Source organism: Azospirillum agricola (assembly GCF_017876095.1).
GTDB classification, from domain to species: domain Bacteria; phylum Pseudomonadota; class Alphaproteobacteria; order Azospirillales; family Azospirillaceae; genus Azospirillum; species Azospirillum agricola.
In genome coordinates this window covers 137173-154605 of the sequence record NZ_JAGINM010000019.1, presented here as the reverse complement: position 1 = coordinate 154605, position 17433 = coordinate 137173, and the positions used below count along the sequence as shown (strand labels likewise).

Here is a 17433-nt window from a genome sequence, read left to right as displayed (position 1 = left end):
CCGCTGTGGAAAACCGGCCCGCCTACGCCAGCTCTGGGGGGCGCTTCGGCGGGCCGGTTCCCCACAGCTCCTACACCACGTTCAGGGACGTGACCAGCGAAGGTGATCACCAAGGGCCATGTCGCGAACCACAAGCTGGAGTTCCACGCCGCCGCCGGCCGTGCGGACCGCGGCTGGTGCCACCTGTCCAACACCGGCCGGGCGTGGGGCAACAACGCGCTGGGCATCGTCGTCGAACACCCGGACCATCATTTTCAGGAAGACTATGACGATTTCGAGCGTTGCTTCGTCAGCGCCCGCGGCGAGGACGGCAAGGTCTATGATTGCTGGACCTACCGCATGTCCGCGCCGGGCACGCCGATGCGTCCGCCCAACTTCTATTGGAACCACATTCCCGAAGGCATGAACCGCTGGGGTTTCCCGGACGACTATGTCCGCTCGGTGCTGGCAATGTACGAGGAGGCGGCGCCCTGCCCGCGCGCCGACCGGCCAAACCCGTCCGCCATTCCGGGCCGCTCGGCGGACACGCGCTGATGCAACGCGCCCGTTTGTCCGGCCGCCTCGGAGCGTAGCGGGGCAGACGGGCGCCGTCCCGTGCGCTGCACGCAAGGAACAAACAAGAAATCCAGGAACAGAGGAGAAATCACGATGCGTCTGCCTTTTCGGGCCGGATGGTCCCTTCACGCCAGCAAGTCAGCTCCACTCGCGGCCTTGGCCGCCTTCCTGCTTTCGGTTCACTTGCACGCTTCCGCCCACGCACAGACCAATGTGGAGGCTGCGGCCCTGGTGCCGAAGCCGATCCGCGATGCCGGCACCCTGCGCGTCGGCTCGCAGCAGACCTTCCCGCCGGTGGAGTTCCGCCAGGACGGCAAAGCGGAGGCGGTGGGCGTCAGCGTCGATCTGCTGAACGAGGTGGGCAAGCGCCTCGGCCTCACCATCACCTTCGTGCATGGCGAATACGCCGCGCTGATTCCGGGGCTGGAGGCCGGCCGCTTCGATGCGGCGTCGGGCGGCATCAGCGACACGGAGGAGCGCGAACAGAAGGTCGATTTCGTCAATTACCTGATGTCCGGCGGCAGCATCCTGGTTCGCGCAGGCGACGCCGGGAAGTACGGAAGTCTCGCGGACTTTTGCGGCGGGTCGGTCGCCACCCTGCTGGGCAGCCGCGTCATCATGGCGGCCGTGGAAAAGGCTTCCGAGACCTGCGTCGCCGGCGGCAAGCCGCCGATCACCGCCAACCAGCTGCCCGCGGCACCCGATGCGCGCATGCAGCTCGATCTCGGCCGGGTCGACGGGTATCTGGGCGACTTCCCGGCGCTCGTCTACATGAAGGGTCAATTCCCGGGCAAATACGCCATCGCCGGCGGCAACCACATCCTGACGCCCTACATCACCTCCTGGGGCTTTCCGAAGAACTCGTCGCTCAAGGACGCCGTCCGGAAGGCAGCCCAGAGCATGCTGGCCGACGGCACCTACAAGACCATCCTCGCCAGATGGGGGATGGAGGGGGCGGCCCTGCCCGAGATCACCGTCAACCTGCCCGCCAGCAAGAGGAAATGACCGTGGTCGCCAGCTGCGCAATGGCCGGACCACGCGCTGTCCGTGTGAAGCACCGCCTGCGCTGGGGAGCCTGGCTCCTCAGCGCCATCGTCCTGCTGGTGGTGTCCATGCTCCTCGGCGCGGCGATCCGCGCCAGGATCATGAACGCGGAGGTGTTCCTCGCCTATCTCACCAGCGAACAGGTGCTCCTCGGCGCCCGCAACGCCCTCATTCTCGGAACGCTGGCCTTGGCGGTCGCCAGCGTGATCGGCCTGGTCGTCGCCCTGATGCGGGTCAGCGGCAACCCGATCCTGGCCGGCCTGTCGGCGACCTACGTCTATTTCTTCCGCGGCACGCCGATGCTGATCCAGCTGCTGTTCTGGTTCAACGCGCTGCCCACCATGTTCCAGCGCGTCCATCTGGCGGTCCCGTTCACCGACATCGTCCTGCTGGATGCGCCGACCACGGCGGTGGTCACGCCATTCGTCGCCGCCCTCGCCGGCCTCGGCCTCGCCGAAGGGGCCTATATGGCGGAGATCATCCGCGCCGGCATCCTGGCGGTGGACAAGGGCCAGCGGGCCGCCGCCCGCGCCATCGGCATGACCGAGGCGCAGGTTCTGCGCCACATCGTCATCCCCCAGGCGGCCCGCATCATCATCCCGGCCGGCGGCAACCAGTACATCATGCTGCTGAAATCGACGTCGCTGGCCTCCGCCATCGGCTTTCTGGAGCTTCTGCGCATCTCCACCGACATCTACTCGTCCAACTTCATGGTCATCGAGCTGCTGGCGGTCGCCGCCTTCTGGTACCTGGTGATGACGGCCTTCGCCACCGCCATCCAGACCGCGCTCGAGAAGACCTTCCCCCAGAGGTAGCCATGGACAGCTCCATCAAGGCCGCGGCCGTGGTCCTCGACTCCGTCTCCAAATCCTATGGAGCGGTCGAGATCCTGAAGAACGTGTCGGTCACCATCGCGCCGGGGGAGGTCGTCACCCTCCTCGGCCCGTCCGGGGCCGGAAAATCCACCCTGCTGCGCTGCATCAACCATCTGGAGACGATCGGCGCCGGCCGCATCTATGTGCATGGCAAGCTCATCGGCTACCGCGAGGTCGGCGACACCCTGCACGAGCTGTCCGACCGGGAGATCAGCGCCCAGCGCCGCTCCATCGGCATGGTATTCCAGAGCTTCAACCTGTTCCGCCACATGACGGTGTTGCAGAACGTCATGAGTGGACCGACCCATGTGCTGCGCGCGCCGAAGGCGGAGGCGGAGGCGCTCGCCCGCGACCTGCTGGCCAGGGTCGGCCTGCCGGACAAGGCGGACCGCTATCCGTCCGAACTGTCGGGCGGCCAGCAGCAGCGCGTCGCCATCGCCCGCACCCTGGCGCTGGCGCCCAGCGTCATGCTGTTCGACGAGCCGACCAGCGCGCTCGATCCGGAACTGTCGCAGGAGGTGATCCTGACCATCCGCAGCCTGGCGGAGCAGGGCTACACCATGCTGATCGCCACGCACGAGATGGCCATCGCCCGCGACTTCGCCGACCGGGTGATCTTCATGGTGCAGGGCGAGGTGGTGGAGGATGTGTCGGCGCGCAGCTTCTTCACCTCGCCCCGGCACGAACGCAGCCGCCAGTTCGTCGCCCGGCATGCCGGATGACCGGCCGGCTCTTCGAGGGACCCCTCCATGCCCGACAGCATTGACCCTGCTCTGCCGGAGCGTTTCCCCGGCCGCACGCGCAAGCGCGCCGGCACCGATCTGCTGGCGGCCGATGTCCACGCACGGCTCCGCACCCGCATCCTGACCTTCGAGATCCAGCCCGGTTCGCGCCTTGTGGAGGACGAGATCTCCGCCAGCCTGGGGGTCGGCCGCACGCCGGTGCGCGAGGCGCTGCTGCGCCTCCAGGGCGAGGGGCTGGTCAGCCGGCGGAAGGGCTGGGTGGTGGAAAGCACCGATGCCGACTGCATCGACCGCGTGTTCGAAAGCCGTGTCGCCATCGAAGGTTACGCCACACGCCTCGCCACGCTGCGTGCCAGTTCCGCCGACATCTGCGACCTGATGGCGCTGGTGGAGGAGATGGACGGCTTCGATACGATGAGCCGCGCCGCCCTCAACCAGCTCAACCGTGCTTTTCACGAGCGCATCGTGACGTTGTCCGGCAACCCCTTCTTCGTGGAGATGCATGAACGCACCCAGTTCCATTACTGGAACATGCGCTTGCCCGTCCTCTTCACGCGGGAGCAGGCGGTGATGACCAACGAGCAGCACCGGCTGATCCTCGGCGCACTGTCCAGCGGGGACCCCGACGATGCGGAGCGCCACGCGCGCGCGCATGTCGCGACCACGCACCGGATCGTCCGCGATGCGCTCGACGGGTGACGGTGACGTTGGAGGCCGGCGGAACGCACCTCCCCACCCGGATGCCCGGGGCAGGGTGCGGGACGGCGGCCCGCCTGCATCGCCATCGCCACGGCCGGCTTCCTGTCTGCTGGCGTTTGCCGACGGCGCTTTCGCCACGGGGCTTCTGACCGCGCGCGACGGCTCGGATTCGCTGCTCGCGGTGGACGCCCACCCGACCCGGCCGCGGCCGGGCCATCCCGGCCAGGCGTTGGCTGGTCACGATCGACCGGACGGGCGGATCGTCCACCTTCCGCATGCGGGCCGAGGCTGCCGCCGGCCTGCCCACCCACGCCTGTCTCCTTCGGAAAGCACGATCCATGATGCGGCCCCTGCACCGTCCGCTTGCCTGCGGAACAGCGCTGATCGTCGGATCGATGCTGTTGTTCAGCCTGTCGGATGTTTTCGCGAAGCAGCTGGCGCGGAGCGTCCATCCGGTGGAGATCGCGTGGCTGCGCTGCCTGGGTGCGGTGTTCCTGCTGCTGCCGGTGGTGGCGGCGCGGCCGGAGCTGCTGCGCAGCGCGCGCCCCGGTGCCCAGATCGCACGCGGCTTGAGCCTGCTGGCATCGACGACGCTGCTGATCGCCGCGCTGCGTCATCTTGGGTTGGCCGAGGCGACGATGCTGGTGTTCATGTCGCCCTTCATCCTGACGGCGCTGTCGGCGCTGCTGTTCGGCGACCGGGTGTCCGGCTCCCACTGGGCGGCGGTCGGGATCGGGCTGGCCGGGGTGGCGGTGGTGGTGCGGCCGGGAATGGACGGCATGACCGCGGCTGCCGCGCTGCCCATCCTATCCTCCCTGTGCTGGGCGGTCGGCATGCTGTGCACCCGCCGCATCGGCATCGGCGATCCGCCGGTGACGACCCTGGTCTGGTCGGTCGCCGTCGGTCTCGTCGCGGCGAGCCTTGCCGTGCCCTTCCACTTCACCCCGCTGGATGCCGGGCAGGCGATCGCCGCGGCGGGGATGGCGGCGGCTTGGACCACGGCCCATTTCTGCATCGTCCTTGCCTATCGGACCCACCCCGCCTGGCAGCTGGCGCCCTTCTCCTACTCGCAGGTCGTCTGGTCGGTGATCCTCGGCCACGCGGTCTTTGCGGAGTTGCCGGACGCCCTCGCCTTCCTCGGTTCCGCCCTGATCCTGTCGGGCGGGCTGCTGGCCGCTCTGCGTCGCCCAGCCGCTGCCGCGCGGGAGCGCGAGGCCTGACCCCGCCGCCATCGGCGAACCACCCGATTCCCCATACCCATAAGGAGCCAAGACCGGCCATGCCGACCATCTTCAACACCCTGCACCACGTCTGCATCGTTGTCCGCGACCTCGACAAGGCGGTCGCCTATTATCGGTCGCTGGGCATCGGCCCCTGGTACGATTACCCGAAGGCCGGTCCCTATGCGGAGTTCGAGGTGCCGAACGAGGCCGCGTCCAAGGCGATGCGCTACAAGTGCGTGGATCTCGCCAATGTGCAGATCCAGCTGTGCGATCCGGGCGAGCTGGACTCGCCGCAGCGTCGATTCCTGGATCAGCAGGGCGAAGGCGTGTACCACCTGGGCTTCGAAGTGGCGGACCGCGACGCCGCCGAGGCGGAGGGCCGTGCCCACGGCCTGGGCGTCATCGCCCGCGGGCGCCGCGCCGACGGCACGGGATTCTGCTACTTCGACACGCGCGGCGATGCGGGGGTGGTGCTGGAGATCCGCAAGTCGGCATCCTGACCGCGGCCGGCGTCTCAGAATCCGTCCAGGGCGTCCTTCACGATGTCGTAGGTGGCCCGGACATGCTCCCGCGCCGCCTCCTCGGCGGCGTCTTCGCGGTGCTCGCCAAGAGCGGCCAGGATCCGCCGGTGCTGATCGTTGGCGGCCTGGGTCTGCTCCTTCGTGAAGATGATGGGAAGGCGCATGTTCCAATAATGGAACAGGGTCTTCTCATGCATGTCCACGAAGAACTGGTTGCCCGACATCTCGATGATTCGGCGGTGGAAACTGCGGTTCAGCTGGTTCAGCTGCGCGCGGGGCATCTGTTCGAAGCCGTCCATCTCCTCGACCAGCGCGCGGAGTTCCTGGACCTGCCCGGCTGTCGCCCGCGCGGCGGCGAGGCGTGTGGCGTAGCCTTCGATGGCGATGCGGCTTTCGAAGATGGCCTGCATGTGGGACGGGTCGGTGCTCTCCACCACCCAGCCCTTCTGCCGGCTGACCAGCCCCTCGCCCTGGAGGCGCAAGAGCGCCTCGCGCACCGGCGTGCGGCCGACCTCCATGCTGGCGGAGATCTCGTCCTCCACCAAGCGCGTGCCGGGCTTGATCTCGAAAGTCAGGATCCTGGAGCGGAGCCGCGCGTGGACATCGGCTGCCAGGAACTCCGTGCCGTTACGCTTGCTCATGACCCCCGTATCCTCCCGATTCCACGGCCGGCCGGACCGATGCCGCCCCGGCTGCTCAAGGAGGCCAACGGCCGCAACACCCTGCGCAGTCCACTCTTGAAGCATAAAGACTGCACGCTTGGCAAACGCTCCGACTGCGGCATTCGCTCGGCCGGCGCAAGGCCGGCCCTCACAAGGACCGCGGCTTTCATGGAATCCGGGCGGGAAGACCGGGGAAAATACGGAATCCCGGTCGGACTCACCATCGAACCACGCTCCTTCCGCCCATGGGCTGGATGCATCCCCCAACAGGCGCCAGGAGCACCGGCGGGGAGATCAGGTCGACCGCGCCGGCCGTCGACGGGTCGCATCCGATCGTGCCATATCCAGGCGCTCACCACGCCAGTTCGAGGATTTCCCGAACATCATCCTCCCTGGTGATCGCGCGCGGGTTGCTGCGCACCATCATGTTCTGCATGGCGCCGGCGGCGATGGCGGCGAACTGGTCGGGCGTCACCCCGACCGCCCGCAGGTTGCCCGGCTGCCCAAGGTCGCGCACCAGATCGGCGACCGCCACCGCCGCGTCGCCGTCCTCCCGCCCCAGCGCGCGGGCCACCAGCGCCTGGCGGTCGGCGTTCACCGGCTGGTTCCAGCGCAGCACGGCGGGCAGCATGACGCAGGAGCAATGGCCGTGCGGCACGCCGGCGACCGCGCCGAGTTGGTGGCCGATGCCATGGCTGGCGCCCCAGTCCACCCGGCCGAGCCCGGTCGTGGCCAGCCAGACGCCGAGCTGGCTCTCCAGCCGGGCGCCGAGATCGTCCGGCCGCTCGCGGTTGGCCCGCAGGGAGCGCCCCAGCATCGCCAGCCCGTGCAGGCAGGTCGCGTCGGTGAAGGGCTGCGGCCCGCGCGAGCAGACCGTCTCCACCGCGTGGTCGATGGCGCGGATGCCGGTGGACAGCCACAGCCGCTCCGGCGTGTGCACGGTCACGGCGGGGTCGAGGATGACCACCTGCCCGCCGATGCGCCGCCCGGTGTAGAGATCCTTGACCCGGCGCTCCGGGTCGGTGGCGCCGCCCAGGCTGGAGAATTCGGCCCCCGACAGGGTGGTCGGCACGATGATCTGGCGCAGCGGCGGGTCCTTCACCGCCGGGACGACGCGGGTCCCGTCCCCGGCGACGCGGATGCGGACGGCGTCGAAGCCGGCGGTGTCGGCGATGCCCTCGGCCAGCGCCACCAGCGCCACCTTCACCGTGTCGACCGGCGTGCCGCCGCCGACGGTGACGATCAGGTCCGGTTGCAGCCGCCGCACCTCATCGGCCAGGGCGAGGACGGAGGCGCGCGGCACATGCTCGACGCAGGCGTCGAACACCCCGGCGCAGGCGTCGCCCAGCGCGTCGCGGATGGCGGCGACGACGCCGGTGGACCGGCTCAGCGTCTTGCTCGCCACGATCAGCGGACGCCGCTTGCCCAGCGTCGCGACGGTTTCCGCCACCGCCCCGGCCGCCGGGCGGCCGTAGATGACGCGGTCCTGCGCCAGGAACTCGTACACACCCGTCTGCATCGCCGCTCCTCCCGTTCGTTGACCCCGCCGCCGCCGCGACCGCTCCTACGGCCCGACCAGCGGGCAACCGCCTTCGGACATCGGGCGGTAGGCCTCGTCGCCCGGCACGCTCCCCAGGACCTTGTAATAGTCCCAGGGGCCCTTGGAGTCCTCCGGACTCTTGACCTGGAACAGATACATGTCGCGGACGACGCGCCCGTCGGCCCGGATCTTGAAATTGTCGCTGAACATGTCGTTGACCGGAAGCTCCTTCATCGTCTTCGACACCGTCGGCGAATCGTCGGTCCCGGCCTTCTCGACCGCCTTCAGGTAATGCAGCACGGAGCCGTAGACGCCGGCCTGCGCCGCCGTCGGCGCGCGGCCGCCGAAGCGCTCCATGAACTTGCGCGACCAGGCGCGGGTCTTCTCGTCCTTGTCCCAGTAGAAGGATTCGGTGAACACCAGCCCCTGCGCGTCCTTCAGCCCGATCGAATGGACGTCGGTGATGAAGATGAGCAGCCCGACCAGCCTCTGCCCGCCCTGGACGATGCCGAACTCGGCGGCCTGCTTGATCGCGTTCACCGTGTCGCCGCCGGCGTTGGCGAGCCCGATGATCTTGCTCTTGGACGCCTGCGCCTGGAGCAGGTAGGAGGAGAAGTCGAGCGTGTTCAGCGGGTGGCGGACGGTTCCCGCGACCTTGCCGCCGGCCTTCTGCACGAAGGCGATGCCGTCGCGCTCCTGCGAGTGGCTGCCGGCGTTGTCGCCGGTCAGGAAGAACCAGGTGTCGGCCCCCTGCCTGACCAGCCCGCGCACGGTGCTGTTGGCCATGGCGTAGCTGTCGTAGGTCCAGTGGATCGTCGTCGGCGCGCAGGACTTGCCGGTGAAGTCGGTCGAGGCCGGGCCCGACAGCATCAGCATGCGGTTCTTCTCGCGCGTCACGCTCAGCACGCCGAAGGCGGTGGCGGAGTGCGGCACGTCGACGATGGCGTCCACCCCGTCGCGGTCGATCCATTCCCGCGCGATGGCCGACCCGACGTCGGGCTTGTTCTGGTGGTCGGCGCTGACGATGACGACCGGCTTGCCGGCGACCGTGCCGCCGAACTCCTCCACCGCCATCCTGGCGGCGACGACCGAGCCCTCGCCGCCGAGATCGGCGTAGAGCCCCGAGCGGTCGTTCAGCACGCCGATCTTGACGGTGCCGTCGGAAATCTGTGCCGCCGCCGGACCGCCCAGGGCGATGCCGGCCGCCAGGGCGGCGATGAACGCAACGCGCATGTCCTGTCCTCCCAGACCGTTGTTTTTCAAAGTCGTTTGGAACCGTTCGGCGGGTTCCGCCGCCGTCTCAGCGCACGCGCTCCAGCACGCTGACGTAGTTGGCGACCGCGGCGCCGCCCATGTTGAAGACGCCGCCCTTGGTCGCCCCCGGAATCTGGATGCCGCTGGCCGTCCCCATGAGCTGCATGGCGGTCATCACATGCATCGACACGCCGGTGGCACCGATCGGGTGGCCCTTGGCCTTGAGCCCGCCCGACGGGTTGACGGGCAGCCGCCCGCCGACCTCGGTCCAGCCCTCCAGCAGGGCGCGGTGCCCCTCGCCCGGCGGGGTCAGGCCCATCGCCTCGTACTCGATCAGCTCGGCGATGGTGAAGCAGTCGTGCGTCTCGACGAAGTCGAGGTCGTCGAGCGTCAGCCCGGCCTGCTCCAGCGCCTTGCCCCAGGCGACCGAACAGCCCTCGAAGCGGGTCATGTCGCGCCGGCCCATCGGCAGGAAGTCGTTGACCTGCGCCTGAGCCCGCAGCCCGACCGACTTGGCCGCCCCGACCGCGACGTCGCCATGGACCAGCACCAGCGCCGCCGCCCCGTCGGACACCATCGAGCAGTCGGTGCGGCGCAGCGGCCCGGCGACCAGCGGGTTACGGTCGGACACCGTCCGGCAGAACTCCAAACCCAGATCCTTTTGCATGTGGGCGAGCGGGTTGGCGGCGCCGTTCCGGTGGTTCTTGGCGGCGATCATCGCCAGCGCGTCCGACCGGTCGCCGTGGCGCTGGAAATAGAGCTGCGCGATGCGGCCGAAGATGCCGGCGAAGGACAGGTCGCCGCCGCCGCCCTCCTCCGCCAGATAGCTGGCCGAGGCCAGCGACGCCTGCACCCGCGCGGCCGGGGCGGCGGTCATCTTCTCCACCCCGACGACCAGCACCGTCCGCGCCCGCCCGGCGCCGATGGCCAGCGCCGCCTGGCGGATCGCGGCGGAACCGGTGGCGCAGGCGTTCTCGACGCGGGTCGCCGGCTTGAAGCGCAACGCGTCGGACGCCTGGAGGGCGAGCGAGGCGGGGAAGCCCTGCGGGTCGAGGCCCTGGTTGAAGTGGCCGACGACGATCTCGTCGATGTCGGCGGGGGCCAGCCCGGCGTCGGCGATCGCCTCGGCGGCGACGCGCACCACCAGCGATTCCAGCGTTTCGTCGTCCAGCCTGCCGAAGCGGGTGTGTGCCCAACCGATGATGTGTCCCAGCATGGTCTGACCTTCGTATCGGGGAGAGGGGCGGGGCGGGGAGCGCGGGAGCGCTCCGGGGCCACGCCGGAGCGGAAGGACATCCAGCGACCGTTTTGTCGCGGCCGTTCCGAATTTATAGTCTGACAATCGAACTATTGATTCGTCGAGCCGGCGCTGTCAATGGCCTTTCACGCGTCGGCCGCCGCTTTCCAGGCGCGATGTTTTTTGCAGTGCAGCGTGGTTTTTCGTAATTTTTGGCATGAACGGTGGTTCCAGAGCCTATTGACGGGCGTCCGGTTTTGAACATACGATCCGATAGTCGGACTATAAATCAGTCCTGCGTGGCGACAGAGCCGCCGCGCCGCCACCCATTCCCGCCTCTTCCCCGGACCGACCATGCCGCTCGAGGATTCGATGTTCCGCGCTGCCGAAGACACCGCCCCGCTCGACTGGGCGGCGATCGCCGATCATCTGGCGGCGCGCGGGCTGCGGCTCGACCGCGAACCCCCGCCCCGCCAGTTCAGCGGCGGGCTCGCCAACCTGAATTTCCTGGTGTCGGTCGACGGAGCGCCGGCCGTCCTGCGCTCGCCGCCGCCGGGACCGCTGCCGCCGGGCGCCAACGACATGGCGCGGGAGCACCGCATCCTCAGCCGTCTGTGGCGCGCCCTGCCGCTGGCGCCGAGGAGCCTGCATCTGTGCGAGGATTCCGGCGTCGCCGGCCACCCCTTCGTCCTGCTGGAATACCGGCCGGGCGTGACGCTGGCCGGCGCCGCGCCGCCATTGCTGAAGCGGCACCCGGACGTCGGCACGCGGCTGGGGCCGCTGCTGGTCGATGTCCTGGCCGACATCCACGCCGTCGATCCGGCCGCCGTCGGGCTCGGCGACTTCGGGCGGCCGGACGGCTTCCTCGACCGCGCGGTCGCCGGCTGGAGCAGGCGCGCCCATCTCTCCGCCGGGCCGGACGGTCCCCCGGCGCCGGCCGTCGAACTGGCGGGCTGGCTGGCGGACCGGCTGACCCGCGTCCGGCCCGGCCCGCCAACCCTGCTGCACAACGACTTCAAGCTCGACAACCTGATCCTCGACCCCGAGCGGCTGGAGCCGGTCGCCATCCTCGACTGGGACCAGGGCACGCGCGGCGACCCGCTGTTCGACCTCGCCACCCTGCTCAGCTACTGGACGGAGGCCGGCGACCCGCCGGTGATGCACGATCTGGCGCAGATGCCGACCGCCCGCTTCGGCTTTCCGAGCCGGCGGGAGGCGGCGGAGCGCTACGCCGCCCGCACCGGCCGCGACCTGTCGGACTTCCGCTTCCACCGCGTGCTCGCCCTGTTCAAGCTGGCGGTGGTCTTCCAGCAGCTCCACGGCCGCCACCGCAGCGGCGCCACCAGCGACCCGCGCTACGCCGGCTTCGGCGCCATCGCGCGCGGCCTCTTCGACTTCACCCACGACATCGCCCAGGGGCGCGGCTTCTGAAGCGTCCCGTTCCACAAAGACGATTGCCAGGGACAGGAACCACCGATGGACTTCTCGCTGCCACCCGACCTGATCGCGCTGAGGGACCGCACCCGTGCCTTCGTGCGCGACGCCCTCATCCCGCTGGAGAACGATCCCCGCCAGGGCCCGCACGGGCCGTCCGACGACTTTCGCCGCGAGCTGAACGCGCTGGCCCGCGAGGCCGGGCTGCTCGCCCCGCACATGCCGAGCGAGTGGGGCGGGCTGGGGCTCGACCACCGCGGCAAGGCGGTGGTGTTCGAGGCCGCCGGCTACGGGCTGCTCGGGCCGCTGGCGCTCAACATCGCCGCCCCCGACGAGGGCAACCAGCATCTGCTGGAGCAGGTCGCCGACGAGCGGCAGAAGCGCCGCTGGCTCGCCCCCATGGCGTCGGGCGAGATCCGCTCCTGCTTCGCGATGACCGAGCCGCATCCGGGCGCCGGCTCCGACCCGTCGCTGCTGCTCACCAGCTACCGCCGGACTCCCGGCGGCTATGTCATCAACGGCACCAAATGGCTGATCAGCGGCGCCGAGGGGGCCGGCGTCTGCATCATCATGGCGCGCGACGAGGATTCCCCCGACGGCGCGCCGCGCGCCACCCTGTTCCTCGCCGACATGGACCGCCCCGGCATCGTGATCGAGCGCACGCTCGATACGCTGGACCAGAGCTTCCCCGGCGGCCATTGCGTGGTGTCCTTCCAGGATCTGGTGGTTCCGGAGGAGGATGTGCTGGGCCGCGAGGGCGAGGGCTTCCGCTACGCCCAGGTCCGGCTGGCGCCGGCCCGGCTGACCCACTGCATGCGCTGGCTGGGCGCCGCGCGCCGCGCCCACGACGTCGCCACCGCCTACGCCCGCGAGCGCCGCGCCTTCGGCAAGGCGCTGATCGACCATGAGGGGATCGGCTTCCAGCTCGCCGACAACGAATTGGACCTCCACAGCTGCGGGCTGGTCGTCGCGCACGCCGCCTGGGTGCTCGACCAGGGCGGCAAGGGCCGCCATGAATCGAGCGTCGCCAAGGTGATCTGCTCGGAAGCCATCTGGCGGGTGGTCGACCGCAGCCTTCAGGTCCTGGGCGGGCTCGGCACCACCCGCGACACGGTGGTCGAGCGCATCTTCCGCGAGGTGCGGCCCTTCCGCATCTACGACGGCCCGTCCGAGGTCCACCGCTGGAGCATCGCCCGCAAGCTGGCGCGGGAGGGCGCGCAATGAGCCCCACGATGAACAGCGCGACGACACCCACCCTGCAACAGCGCATGGCCGGCCTGTTCGACCTGAGCGGGACGGTGGCGGTGGTCACCGGCGGCGGGCGCGGCATCGGCCGCTCGATCGCCGAAGGGCTGGCCGGCTTCGGGGCGGAGGTGGTGCTGAGCGGCCGCAACGCCACCGTCCTCGCCGCCACCGCCGAGGCCATGGCGGCGCAGGGCGCCAAGGTCTGGTGGCAGGCCGCCGACGTCGCGCGCGAGGAGGAGGTGGCCGCCCTGCTCGCCGCCGTCCTGGAACGCCATGGCCGCGCCGACGTGCTGGTCAACAACGCCGGCATCAACCCGGTCTACAAGGCGGCGGAGACGCTGACCCGCGAGGACTGGCAACCGATCATCGACATCAATCTGGGCGGCGTCTTCCATTGCTGCCGCCATTTCGGCGCCGCGATGGTGAAGCGCAAGGCGGGCAGCATCATCAACATCAGCTCGGTCGGCGGCCATGTCGGCCTGCGCAAGACCCTGCCCTACTGCGCCGCCAAGGGCGGGCTGGAGCTGATGACCAAGTCGCTGGCCATCGACTGGGCGCCTTCCGGCGTCCGCGTCAACAGCATCGCCCCCGGCTTCGTCGAGACCGACCTGACCGCCGGCATGCGCGAGCACGAGCAGCTCTCCCGCCGCCTGCTCGGCCAGACGCCGATGGGCCGCTTCTGCGGACCCGACGAGCTGATCGGCGCCGCCGTGTTCCTGGCCTCGGCAGCCTCGGCCTACGTCACCGGGCACAGCATCCTGGTCGATGGCGGGTGGACCGCGCAATGACGGCCGCTCCCCCCAATGCATCCGCCGCCGATGCCCCCGCCGATGCCCCCGCCGCCGGGGCGCTGGACGGGCTGGTCGTGCTCGACCTGACCCGCCTGCTGCCCGGCGCCTTCTGCACCCAGCTCCTCGCCGATCTCGGGGCCACGGTCGTCAAGATCGAGGAGCCCGGACGCGGCGACTACAACCGCGCCTTCGAACCGCTGAACGTCGCGGAATCCGGCTCCTTCCTGCTGCTGAACCGCAACAAGAAGAGCGTCACGCTGAACCTTAAAACCGACGAGGGCAAGGCGATCCTCAAGCGGCTCGCCGGACAGGCCGACGTGCTGGTCGAGGGCTTCCGTCCGGGCGTGATGGACCGGCTGGGCGTCGGCTACGCGGCGCTGGCCCCCGACAACCCGCGCCTGATCTATTGCGCGATCTCCGGTTTCGGGCAGGACGGCCCCTTCGCCAAGGCGCCCGGCCACGACCTCAATTACATGGCGATCGCCGGCGCCCTGCCGCTGTTCGGCAAGGCCGGGGAGGATCCCATCGTGCCGGGCCTGTCGATCGCCGACCAGGGCGGCGGCTCGCTGATGGCGGCCTTCGGCATCCTGGCGGCGGTGCTCGGCCGGCAGCGGAGCGGGCGCGGGCAGTTCGTCGACGTCTCGATGACCGACGGGGTGGTGGCCTGGCTGGCCTACCACGCCGCCGACCGCTTCTTCGCCGGCATCGAGCCCAAGGGCGGCGAGCGCCGCTTCCTGGGGCAGGCGCCCTGCTACAACGTCTTCCGCTGCGCCGACGGCCGCTGCATCACGCTCGGCTGCATCGAGGAGAATTTCTGGCACCGCTTCTGTGATCTGGCCGGGCTCGAGGACCTGAAGGACCGGCAATGGCCGGAGGGGGCCGAGGCCGCCGCCCAGATGGCGCGGGTCGGCGACCTCATGGCCAGCCGGAGCTGCGCCGAATGGATGGAGCTGCTCGGCGGCGCCGACCTGCCGGTCGCCCCGGTCAACAGCATGAGCGAGGCGTTCGAGCACCCCCAGCTCAAGCACCGGGAGATGCTGCTGCACATGGACCACCCGGTGGAGGGGCGGATCCCGCAGCTCGGATTCCCGATCAAGTTCTCCGGCACGCCGGGCCGGCTGCGCACGCCGCCGCCGCTGCTGGGCGAGCACACCGAGGAGATCCTGGCCACGCTCGGCTATGACGGCGACGGCATCGCGCGGCTGCGCGCGGACAAGGTCCTGTGAAGGCGGATCGGAAGCAAGAAACGCACGGGAACGCTCAAGGGGAGGACACAGCATGCTCACCACCGCCACACCCGGCCGGCCCTTCGCCTGGGACGTTCCGGAGACCTTCAACTTCGGGGCCGACGTGGTGGACCGCCACGCCGCCGATCCGGCGCTGACCGCGCTGCTCTGGTCGGACGCCGCCGGCCGGGAGGAACGCTACAGCTACGCCGACATGGCGCGGCTGACCAACCGCTTCGCCAACGCGCTGGCGGCGCGCGGCGTCGTCAAGGGCGACCGGGTGCTGGTCATGCTGCCGCGCGTTCCCCAATGGCAGATCGCCCTGGTCGGCTGCCTGAAGCTGGGCGCCGTGCCGATCCCCTGCATCGAGATGCTGACCGGGCGGGACGTCGCCTACCGCCTCGCCCATTCCGAAGCGCGGGCGGTGGTGGCGACGGCGGCCTCGGCGCCGAAATTCGCCGCCATCGCCGAGACGCCGGCCCTGCGCATCGCCGTGGGCGACCCGCCGGCCGGCTGGACCGGCTGGGCGTCGATGATGGCGGAGGCGTCGGACGATTTCACCCCGGCGGTGGTCGGGGCGGAGGATCCGGCGATCCTCTTCTACACCTCCGGCTCGACCGGCCACCCCAAGGGCGTCACCCACGCCGCCCGCGCGCTCTACGCCTGGCGCGTCTCGGCCGAGCACTGGCACGGGCTCCGGCGCGGCGACGTGATGTGGTGCACCGCCGACACCGGCTGGAGCAAGGCCGGCACCAGCATCCTGTTCGGCCCCTGGAGCCGGGGGGCGGCGGTGGTCTTCCACGACGGCCCCTTCGACCCGCGCGCCCGCTTCGAGCGGATGGCGCGCCAGCGCGTGAACGTCTTCTGCGCCGCCGCCACCGAGTTCCGCCGGCTGGTGCAGGAGGATGTTTCGGGCTTCGACCTGTCGGCGCTGCGTCAGGCGATCTCCGCCGGCGAATCGGTGAACCCGGCGGTGGTCAAGCGCTGGACCGCGCTGACCGGGGTGCCGCTGCGCGAGGCCTACGGCCAGACCGAGACGCTGATGACCGTGCTGACCATGGCGGCGGACGAGCCGCGTCCGGGCTCGATGGGCCGCGCCTCGCCCGGCACCGACATCGCGGTGATCGACGAGGAGGGCCGCCGGCTGCCGCCCGACACGCCCGGCCTGCTGGCGCTCCGGCTGCCCAACCCGCAGGTGATGCTGGGCTACTGGAAGGATCCGGAGCGCACCGCCGACTGCCGGCTGGAGGGGCCGGAGGGAACCTGGTTCCTCACCGGCGACCGGGCGACGCTGGATGCCGACGGCTACTTCCATTATCTCGGCCGCAACGACGACCTGATCAACTCGGCCGGCTATCGGATCGGCCCGCTGGAGGTCGAGAACGCCCTGATCGAGCATCCGGCCGTGCAGGAGGTCGCCGCCGTGCCCAGCCCGGACGAGGAGCGCGGCGAGGTGGTCAAGGCCTTCGTCGTGCTGCGCGCCGGCCTGTCCGGCTCGCCCGAACTGGTGAAGGAGCTTCAGGATTTCGCGAAGGGCCTGACCGCCCCCTACAAGTATCCGCGCCGCATCGAGTTCGTGGACGAGCTGCCGAAGAACGCCAGCGGCAAGATCCTGCGCCGCGAGCTGAAGGCGCGCGAGTTCGCGGCCCATGGCGCCACTCCATGACGGCCTTGCCGGTTTCCAGCCTGTCGGCGACCGAAGCGGTGCGCGGCCGGCGCAGCATCCGCGCCTTCCTCGACCGGCCGGTTCCACGCGCGCTGCTCGCCGACATCCTCGACGCCGCCGCCCGCGCGCCGAGCGGTTCCAACATCCAGCCCTGGAAGGTCCACGCCGTTGCCGGAGCCGCGCGAGCGGCTCTGACGACGGAGCTGATGGTCCTGCATGAGGCCGGGGTGCCGCCCGACCCGGAATATTCCTATTACCCGGCGACGTGGCGTGAACCCTATCTGGGGCGCCGCCGCAAGGTCGGCTGGAGCTTGTACGGCGCACTCGGCATCGCCAAGGGCGAGCGGGAGCGCATGGCGCGCCAGCACGCCCGCAACTACGACTTTTTCGGCGCCCCGGTCGGGCTGTTCTTCACGCTGGACCGCGTCATGGAACGGGGCGGCTGGCTCGACCTCGGCATGTTCATGCAGAACGTCATGATCGTCGCCCGTGGCGCCGGGCTCGACACCTGCCCGCAACAGGCCTTCTGCAACTACCACCGCGTCGTCCGCCGCCACCTCGGCATCCCGGACGAAGAGATTCTGGTCAGCGGCATGGCGCTCGGCCACGCCGACCCGGCCGCCCCCGAGAACCGCTTCGAGACCGGCCGCGAGCCCGTGGACGGCTTCGCGCGCTTCGTCGGCTTCTGACGCTCCCCCTCCGCTTCCCCACATCGAGG

17 protein-coding genes are annotated in these 17433 nt (G+C 70.1%); 13 read left to right on the top strand and 4 right to left on the bottom strand.

Annotation, left to right across the window (positions count from 1 at the left end):
- The first annotated feature begins 102 nt into the window (after positions 1-102).
- From J2847_RS24950 to J2847_RS24920, 7 genes are all read left to right on the top strand, one after another.
- Positions 103-534, top strand: a complete 432-nt coding sequence (locus tag J2847_RS24950) for a hypothetical protein (RefSeq protein ID WP_209781489.1) — start codon at positions 103-105, stop codon at positions 532-534.
- 252 nt (positions 535-786) lie between these two features.
- A complete protein-coding gene (locus J2847_RS24945; protein ID WP_209781488.1) occupies positions 787-1560 on the top strand; it encodes an ABC transporter substrate-binding protein in 774 nt (257 codons plus the stop codon).
- A 2-nt stretch (positions 1561-1562) separates the two neighbouring features.
- Positions 1563-2414: an amino acid ABC transporter permease gene (locus J2847_RS24940; RefSeq protein ID WP_209781487.1), complete on the top strand. Its 852-nt coding sequence runs from the start codon at positions 1563-1565 to the stop codon at positions 2412-2414.
- A 2-nt stretch (positions 2415-2416) separates the two neighbouring features.
- On the top strand, positions 2417-3196 hold the full coding sequence (locus J2847_RS24935) for an amino acid ABC transporter ATP-binding protein (protein ID WP_209781486.1): 780 nt from the start codon (positions 2417-2419) through the stop codon (positions 3194-3196).
- Between the two features lie 27 nt (positions 3197-3223).
- Positions 3224-3916 carry a GntR family transcriptional regulator gene (locus J2847_RS24930; protein WP_209781485.1) on the top strand — a complete coding sequence of 231 codons (693 nt, stop codon included), beginning with the start codon at positions 3224-3226 and terminating at the stop codon, positions 3914-3916.
- A 338-nt stretch (positions 3917-4254) separates the two neighbouring features.
- Complete coding sequence (locus J2847_RS24925; RefSeq protein WP_209781484.1) at positions 4255-5136, top strand: DMT family transporter; 882 nt, start codon at positions 4255-4257, stop codon at positions 5134-5136.
- A 59-nt stretch (positions 5137-5195) separates the two neighbouring features.
- The gene (locus J2847_RS24920; RefSeq protein WP_209781483.1) at positions 5196-5639 is read left to right on the top strand and encodes a VOC family protein; all 444 of its coding nucleotides are present in this window, start codon (positions 5196-5198) and stop codon (positions 5637-5639) included.
- A 14-nt stretch (positions 5640-5653) separates the two neighbouring features.
- Here J2847_RS24920 and J2847_RS24915 read toward each other — a convergent pair whose 3' ends face one another.
- The 4 genes from J2847_RS24915 to J2847_RS24900 form a co-directional block, all read right to left on the bottom strand.
- The gene (locus tag J2847_RS24915; RefSeq protein ID WP_209781482.1) at positions 5654-6301 is read right to left on the bottom strand and encodes a GntR family transcriptional regulator; all 648 of its coding nucleotides are present in this window, start codon (positions 6299-6301) and stop codon (positions 5654-5656) included.
- A gap of 373 nt (positions 6302-6674) precedes the next feature.
- Positions 6675-7841: an iron-containing alcohol dehydrogenase gene (locus tag J2847_RS24910; protein ID WP_209781481.1), complete on the bottom strand. Its 1167-nt coding sequence runs from the start codon at positions 7839-7841 to the stop codon at positions 6675-6677.
- A gap of 45 nt (positions 7842-7886) precedes the next feature.
- A complete protein-coding gene (locus tag J2847_RS24905; RefSeq protein ID WP_209781480.1) occupies positions 7887-9095 on the bottom strand; it encodes an ABC transporter substrate-binding protein in 1209 nt (402 codons plus the stop codon).
- Positions 9096-9162: 67 nt separating this feature from the next.
- On the bottom strand, positions 9163-10332 hold the full coding sequence (locus tag J2847_RS24900) for an acetyl-CoA acetyltransferase (RefSeq protein WP_209781479.1): 1170 nt from the start codon (positions 10330-10332) through the stop codon (positions 9163-9165).
- A gap of 375 nt (positions 10333-10707) precedes the next feature.
- Here J2847_RS24900 and J2847_RS24895 point away from each other — a divergent pair, with 375 nt between their 5' ends.
- The 6 genes from J2847_RS24895 to J2847_RS24870 are packed head-to-tail and all read left to right on the top strand — an operon-like array spanning position 10708 to position 17404.
- A complete protein-coding gene (locus tag J2847_RS24895) occupies positions 10708-11784 on the top strand; it encodes a phosphotransferase family protein (RefSeq protein WP_209781478.1) in 1077 nt (358 codons plus the stop codon).
- 45 nt (positions 11785-11829) lie between these two features.
- The gene (locus J2847_RS24890) at positions 11830-13011 is read left to right on the top strand and encodes an acyl-CoA dehydrogenase family protein (RefSeq protein ID WP_209781477.1); all 1182 of its coding nucleotides are present in this window, start codon (positions 11830-11832) and stop codon (positions 13009-13011) included.
- On the top strand, positions 13008-13820 hold the full coding sequence (locus J2847_RS24885; protein WP_233474762.1) for an SDR family NAD(P)-dependent oxidoreductase: 813 nt from the start codon (positions 13008-13010) through the stop codon (positions 13818-13820). Before J2847_RS24890 ends, J2847_RS24885 begins: the two co-directional genes overlap by 4 nt.
- Complete coding sequence (locus J2847_RS24880) at positions 13817-15049, top strand: CaiB/BaiF CoA transferase family protein (RefSeq protein ID WP_209781476.1); 1233 nt, start codon at positions 13817-13819, stop codon at positions 15047-15049. Before J2847_RS24885 ends, J2847_RS24880 begins: the two co-directional genes overlap by 4 nt.
- Positions 15050-15101: 52 nt before the next feature.
- Positions 15102-16715, top strand: coding sequence for an acyl-CoA synthetase (locus J2847_RS24875; RefSeq protein WP_209781475.1), 1614 nt, complete (start codon positions 15102-15104; stop codon positions 16713-16715).
- Complete coding sequence (locus J2847_RS24870) at positions 16712-17404, top strand: nitroreductase (RefSeq protein ID WP_209781474.1); 693 nt, start codon at positions 16712-16714, stop codon at positions 17402-17404. The genes J2847_RS24875 and J2847_RS24870 overlap by 4 nt, the downstream gene beginning before the upstream one ends.
- The last annotated feature ends 29 nt before the right edge of the window (positions 17405-17433 follow it).

Bases quoted from the DNA above. Each gene is read 5' to 3' on its own strand.
- J2847_RS24935 (WP_209781486.1), top strand. From the start codon at position 2,417: ATGGACAGCTCCATCAAGGCCGCGGCCGTGGTCCTCGACTCCGTCTCC.
- J2847_RS24930 (WP_209781485.1), top strand. From the start codon at position 3,224: ATGCCCGACAGCATTGACCCTGCTCTGCCGGAGCGTTTCCCCGGCCGC.
- J2847_RS24925 (WP_209781484.1), top strand. From the start codon at position 4,255: ATGATGCGGCCCCTGCACCGTCCGCTTGCCTGCGGAACAGCGCTGATC.
- J2847_RS24920 (WP_209781483.1), top strand. From the start codon at position 5,196: ATGCCGACCATCTTCAACACCCTGCACCACGTCTGCATCGTTGTCCGC.
- J2847_RS24915 (WP_209781482.1), bottom strand. From the start codon at position 6,301: ATGAGCAAGCGTAACGGCACGGAGTTCCTGGCAGCCGATGTCCACGCG.
- J2847_RS24910 (WP_209781481.1), bottom strand. From the start codon at position 7,841: ATGCAGACGGGTGTGTACGAGTTCCTGGCGCAGGACCGCGTCATCTAC.
- J2847_RS24905 (WP_209781480.1), bottom strand. From the start codon at position 9,095: ATGCGCGTTGCGTTCATCGCCGCCCTGGCGGCCGGCATCGCCCTGGGC.
- J2847_RS24900 (WP_209781479.1), bottom strand. From the start codon at position 10,332: ATGCTGGGACACATCATCGGTTGGGCACACACCCGCTTCGGCAGGCTG.
- J2847_RS24895 (WP_209781478.1), top strand. From the start codon at position 10,708: ATGCCGCTCGAGGATTCGATGTTCCGCGCTGCCGAAGACACCGCCCCG.
- J2847_RS24890 (WP_209781477.1), top strand. From the start codon at position 11,830: ATGGACTTCTCGCTGCCACCCGACCTGATCGCGCTGAGGGACCGCACC.
- J2847_RS24885 (WP_233474762.1), top strand. From the start codon at position 13,008: ATGAGCCCCACGATGAACAGCGCGACGACACCCACCCTGCAACAGCGC.
- J2847_RS24880 (WP_209781476.1), top strand. From the start codon at position 13,817: ATGACGGCCGCTCCCCCCAATGCATCCGCCGCCGATGCCCCCGCCGAT.
- J2847_RS24875 (WP_209781475.1), top strand. From the start codon at position 15,102: ATGCTCACCACCGCCACACCCGGCCGGCCCTTCGCCTGGGACGTTCCG.
- J2847_RS24870 (WP_209781474.1), top strand. From the start codon at position 16,712: ATGACGGCCTTGCCGGTTTCCAGCCTGTCGGCGACCGAAGCGGTGCGC.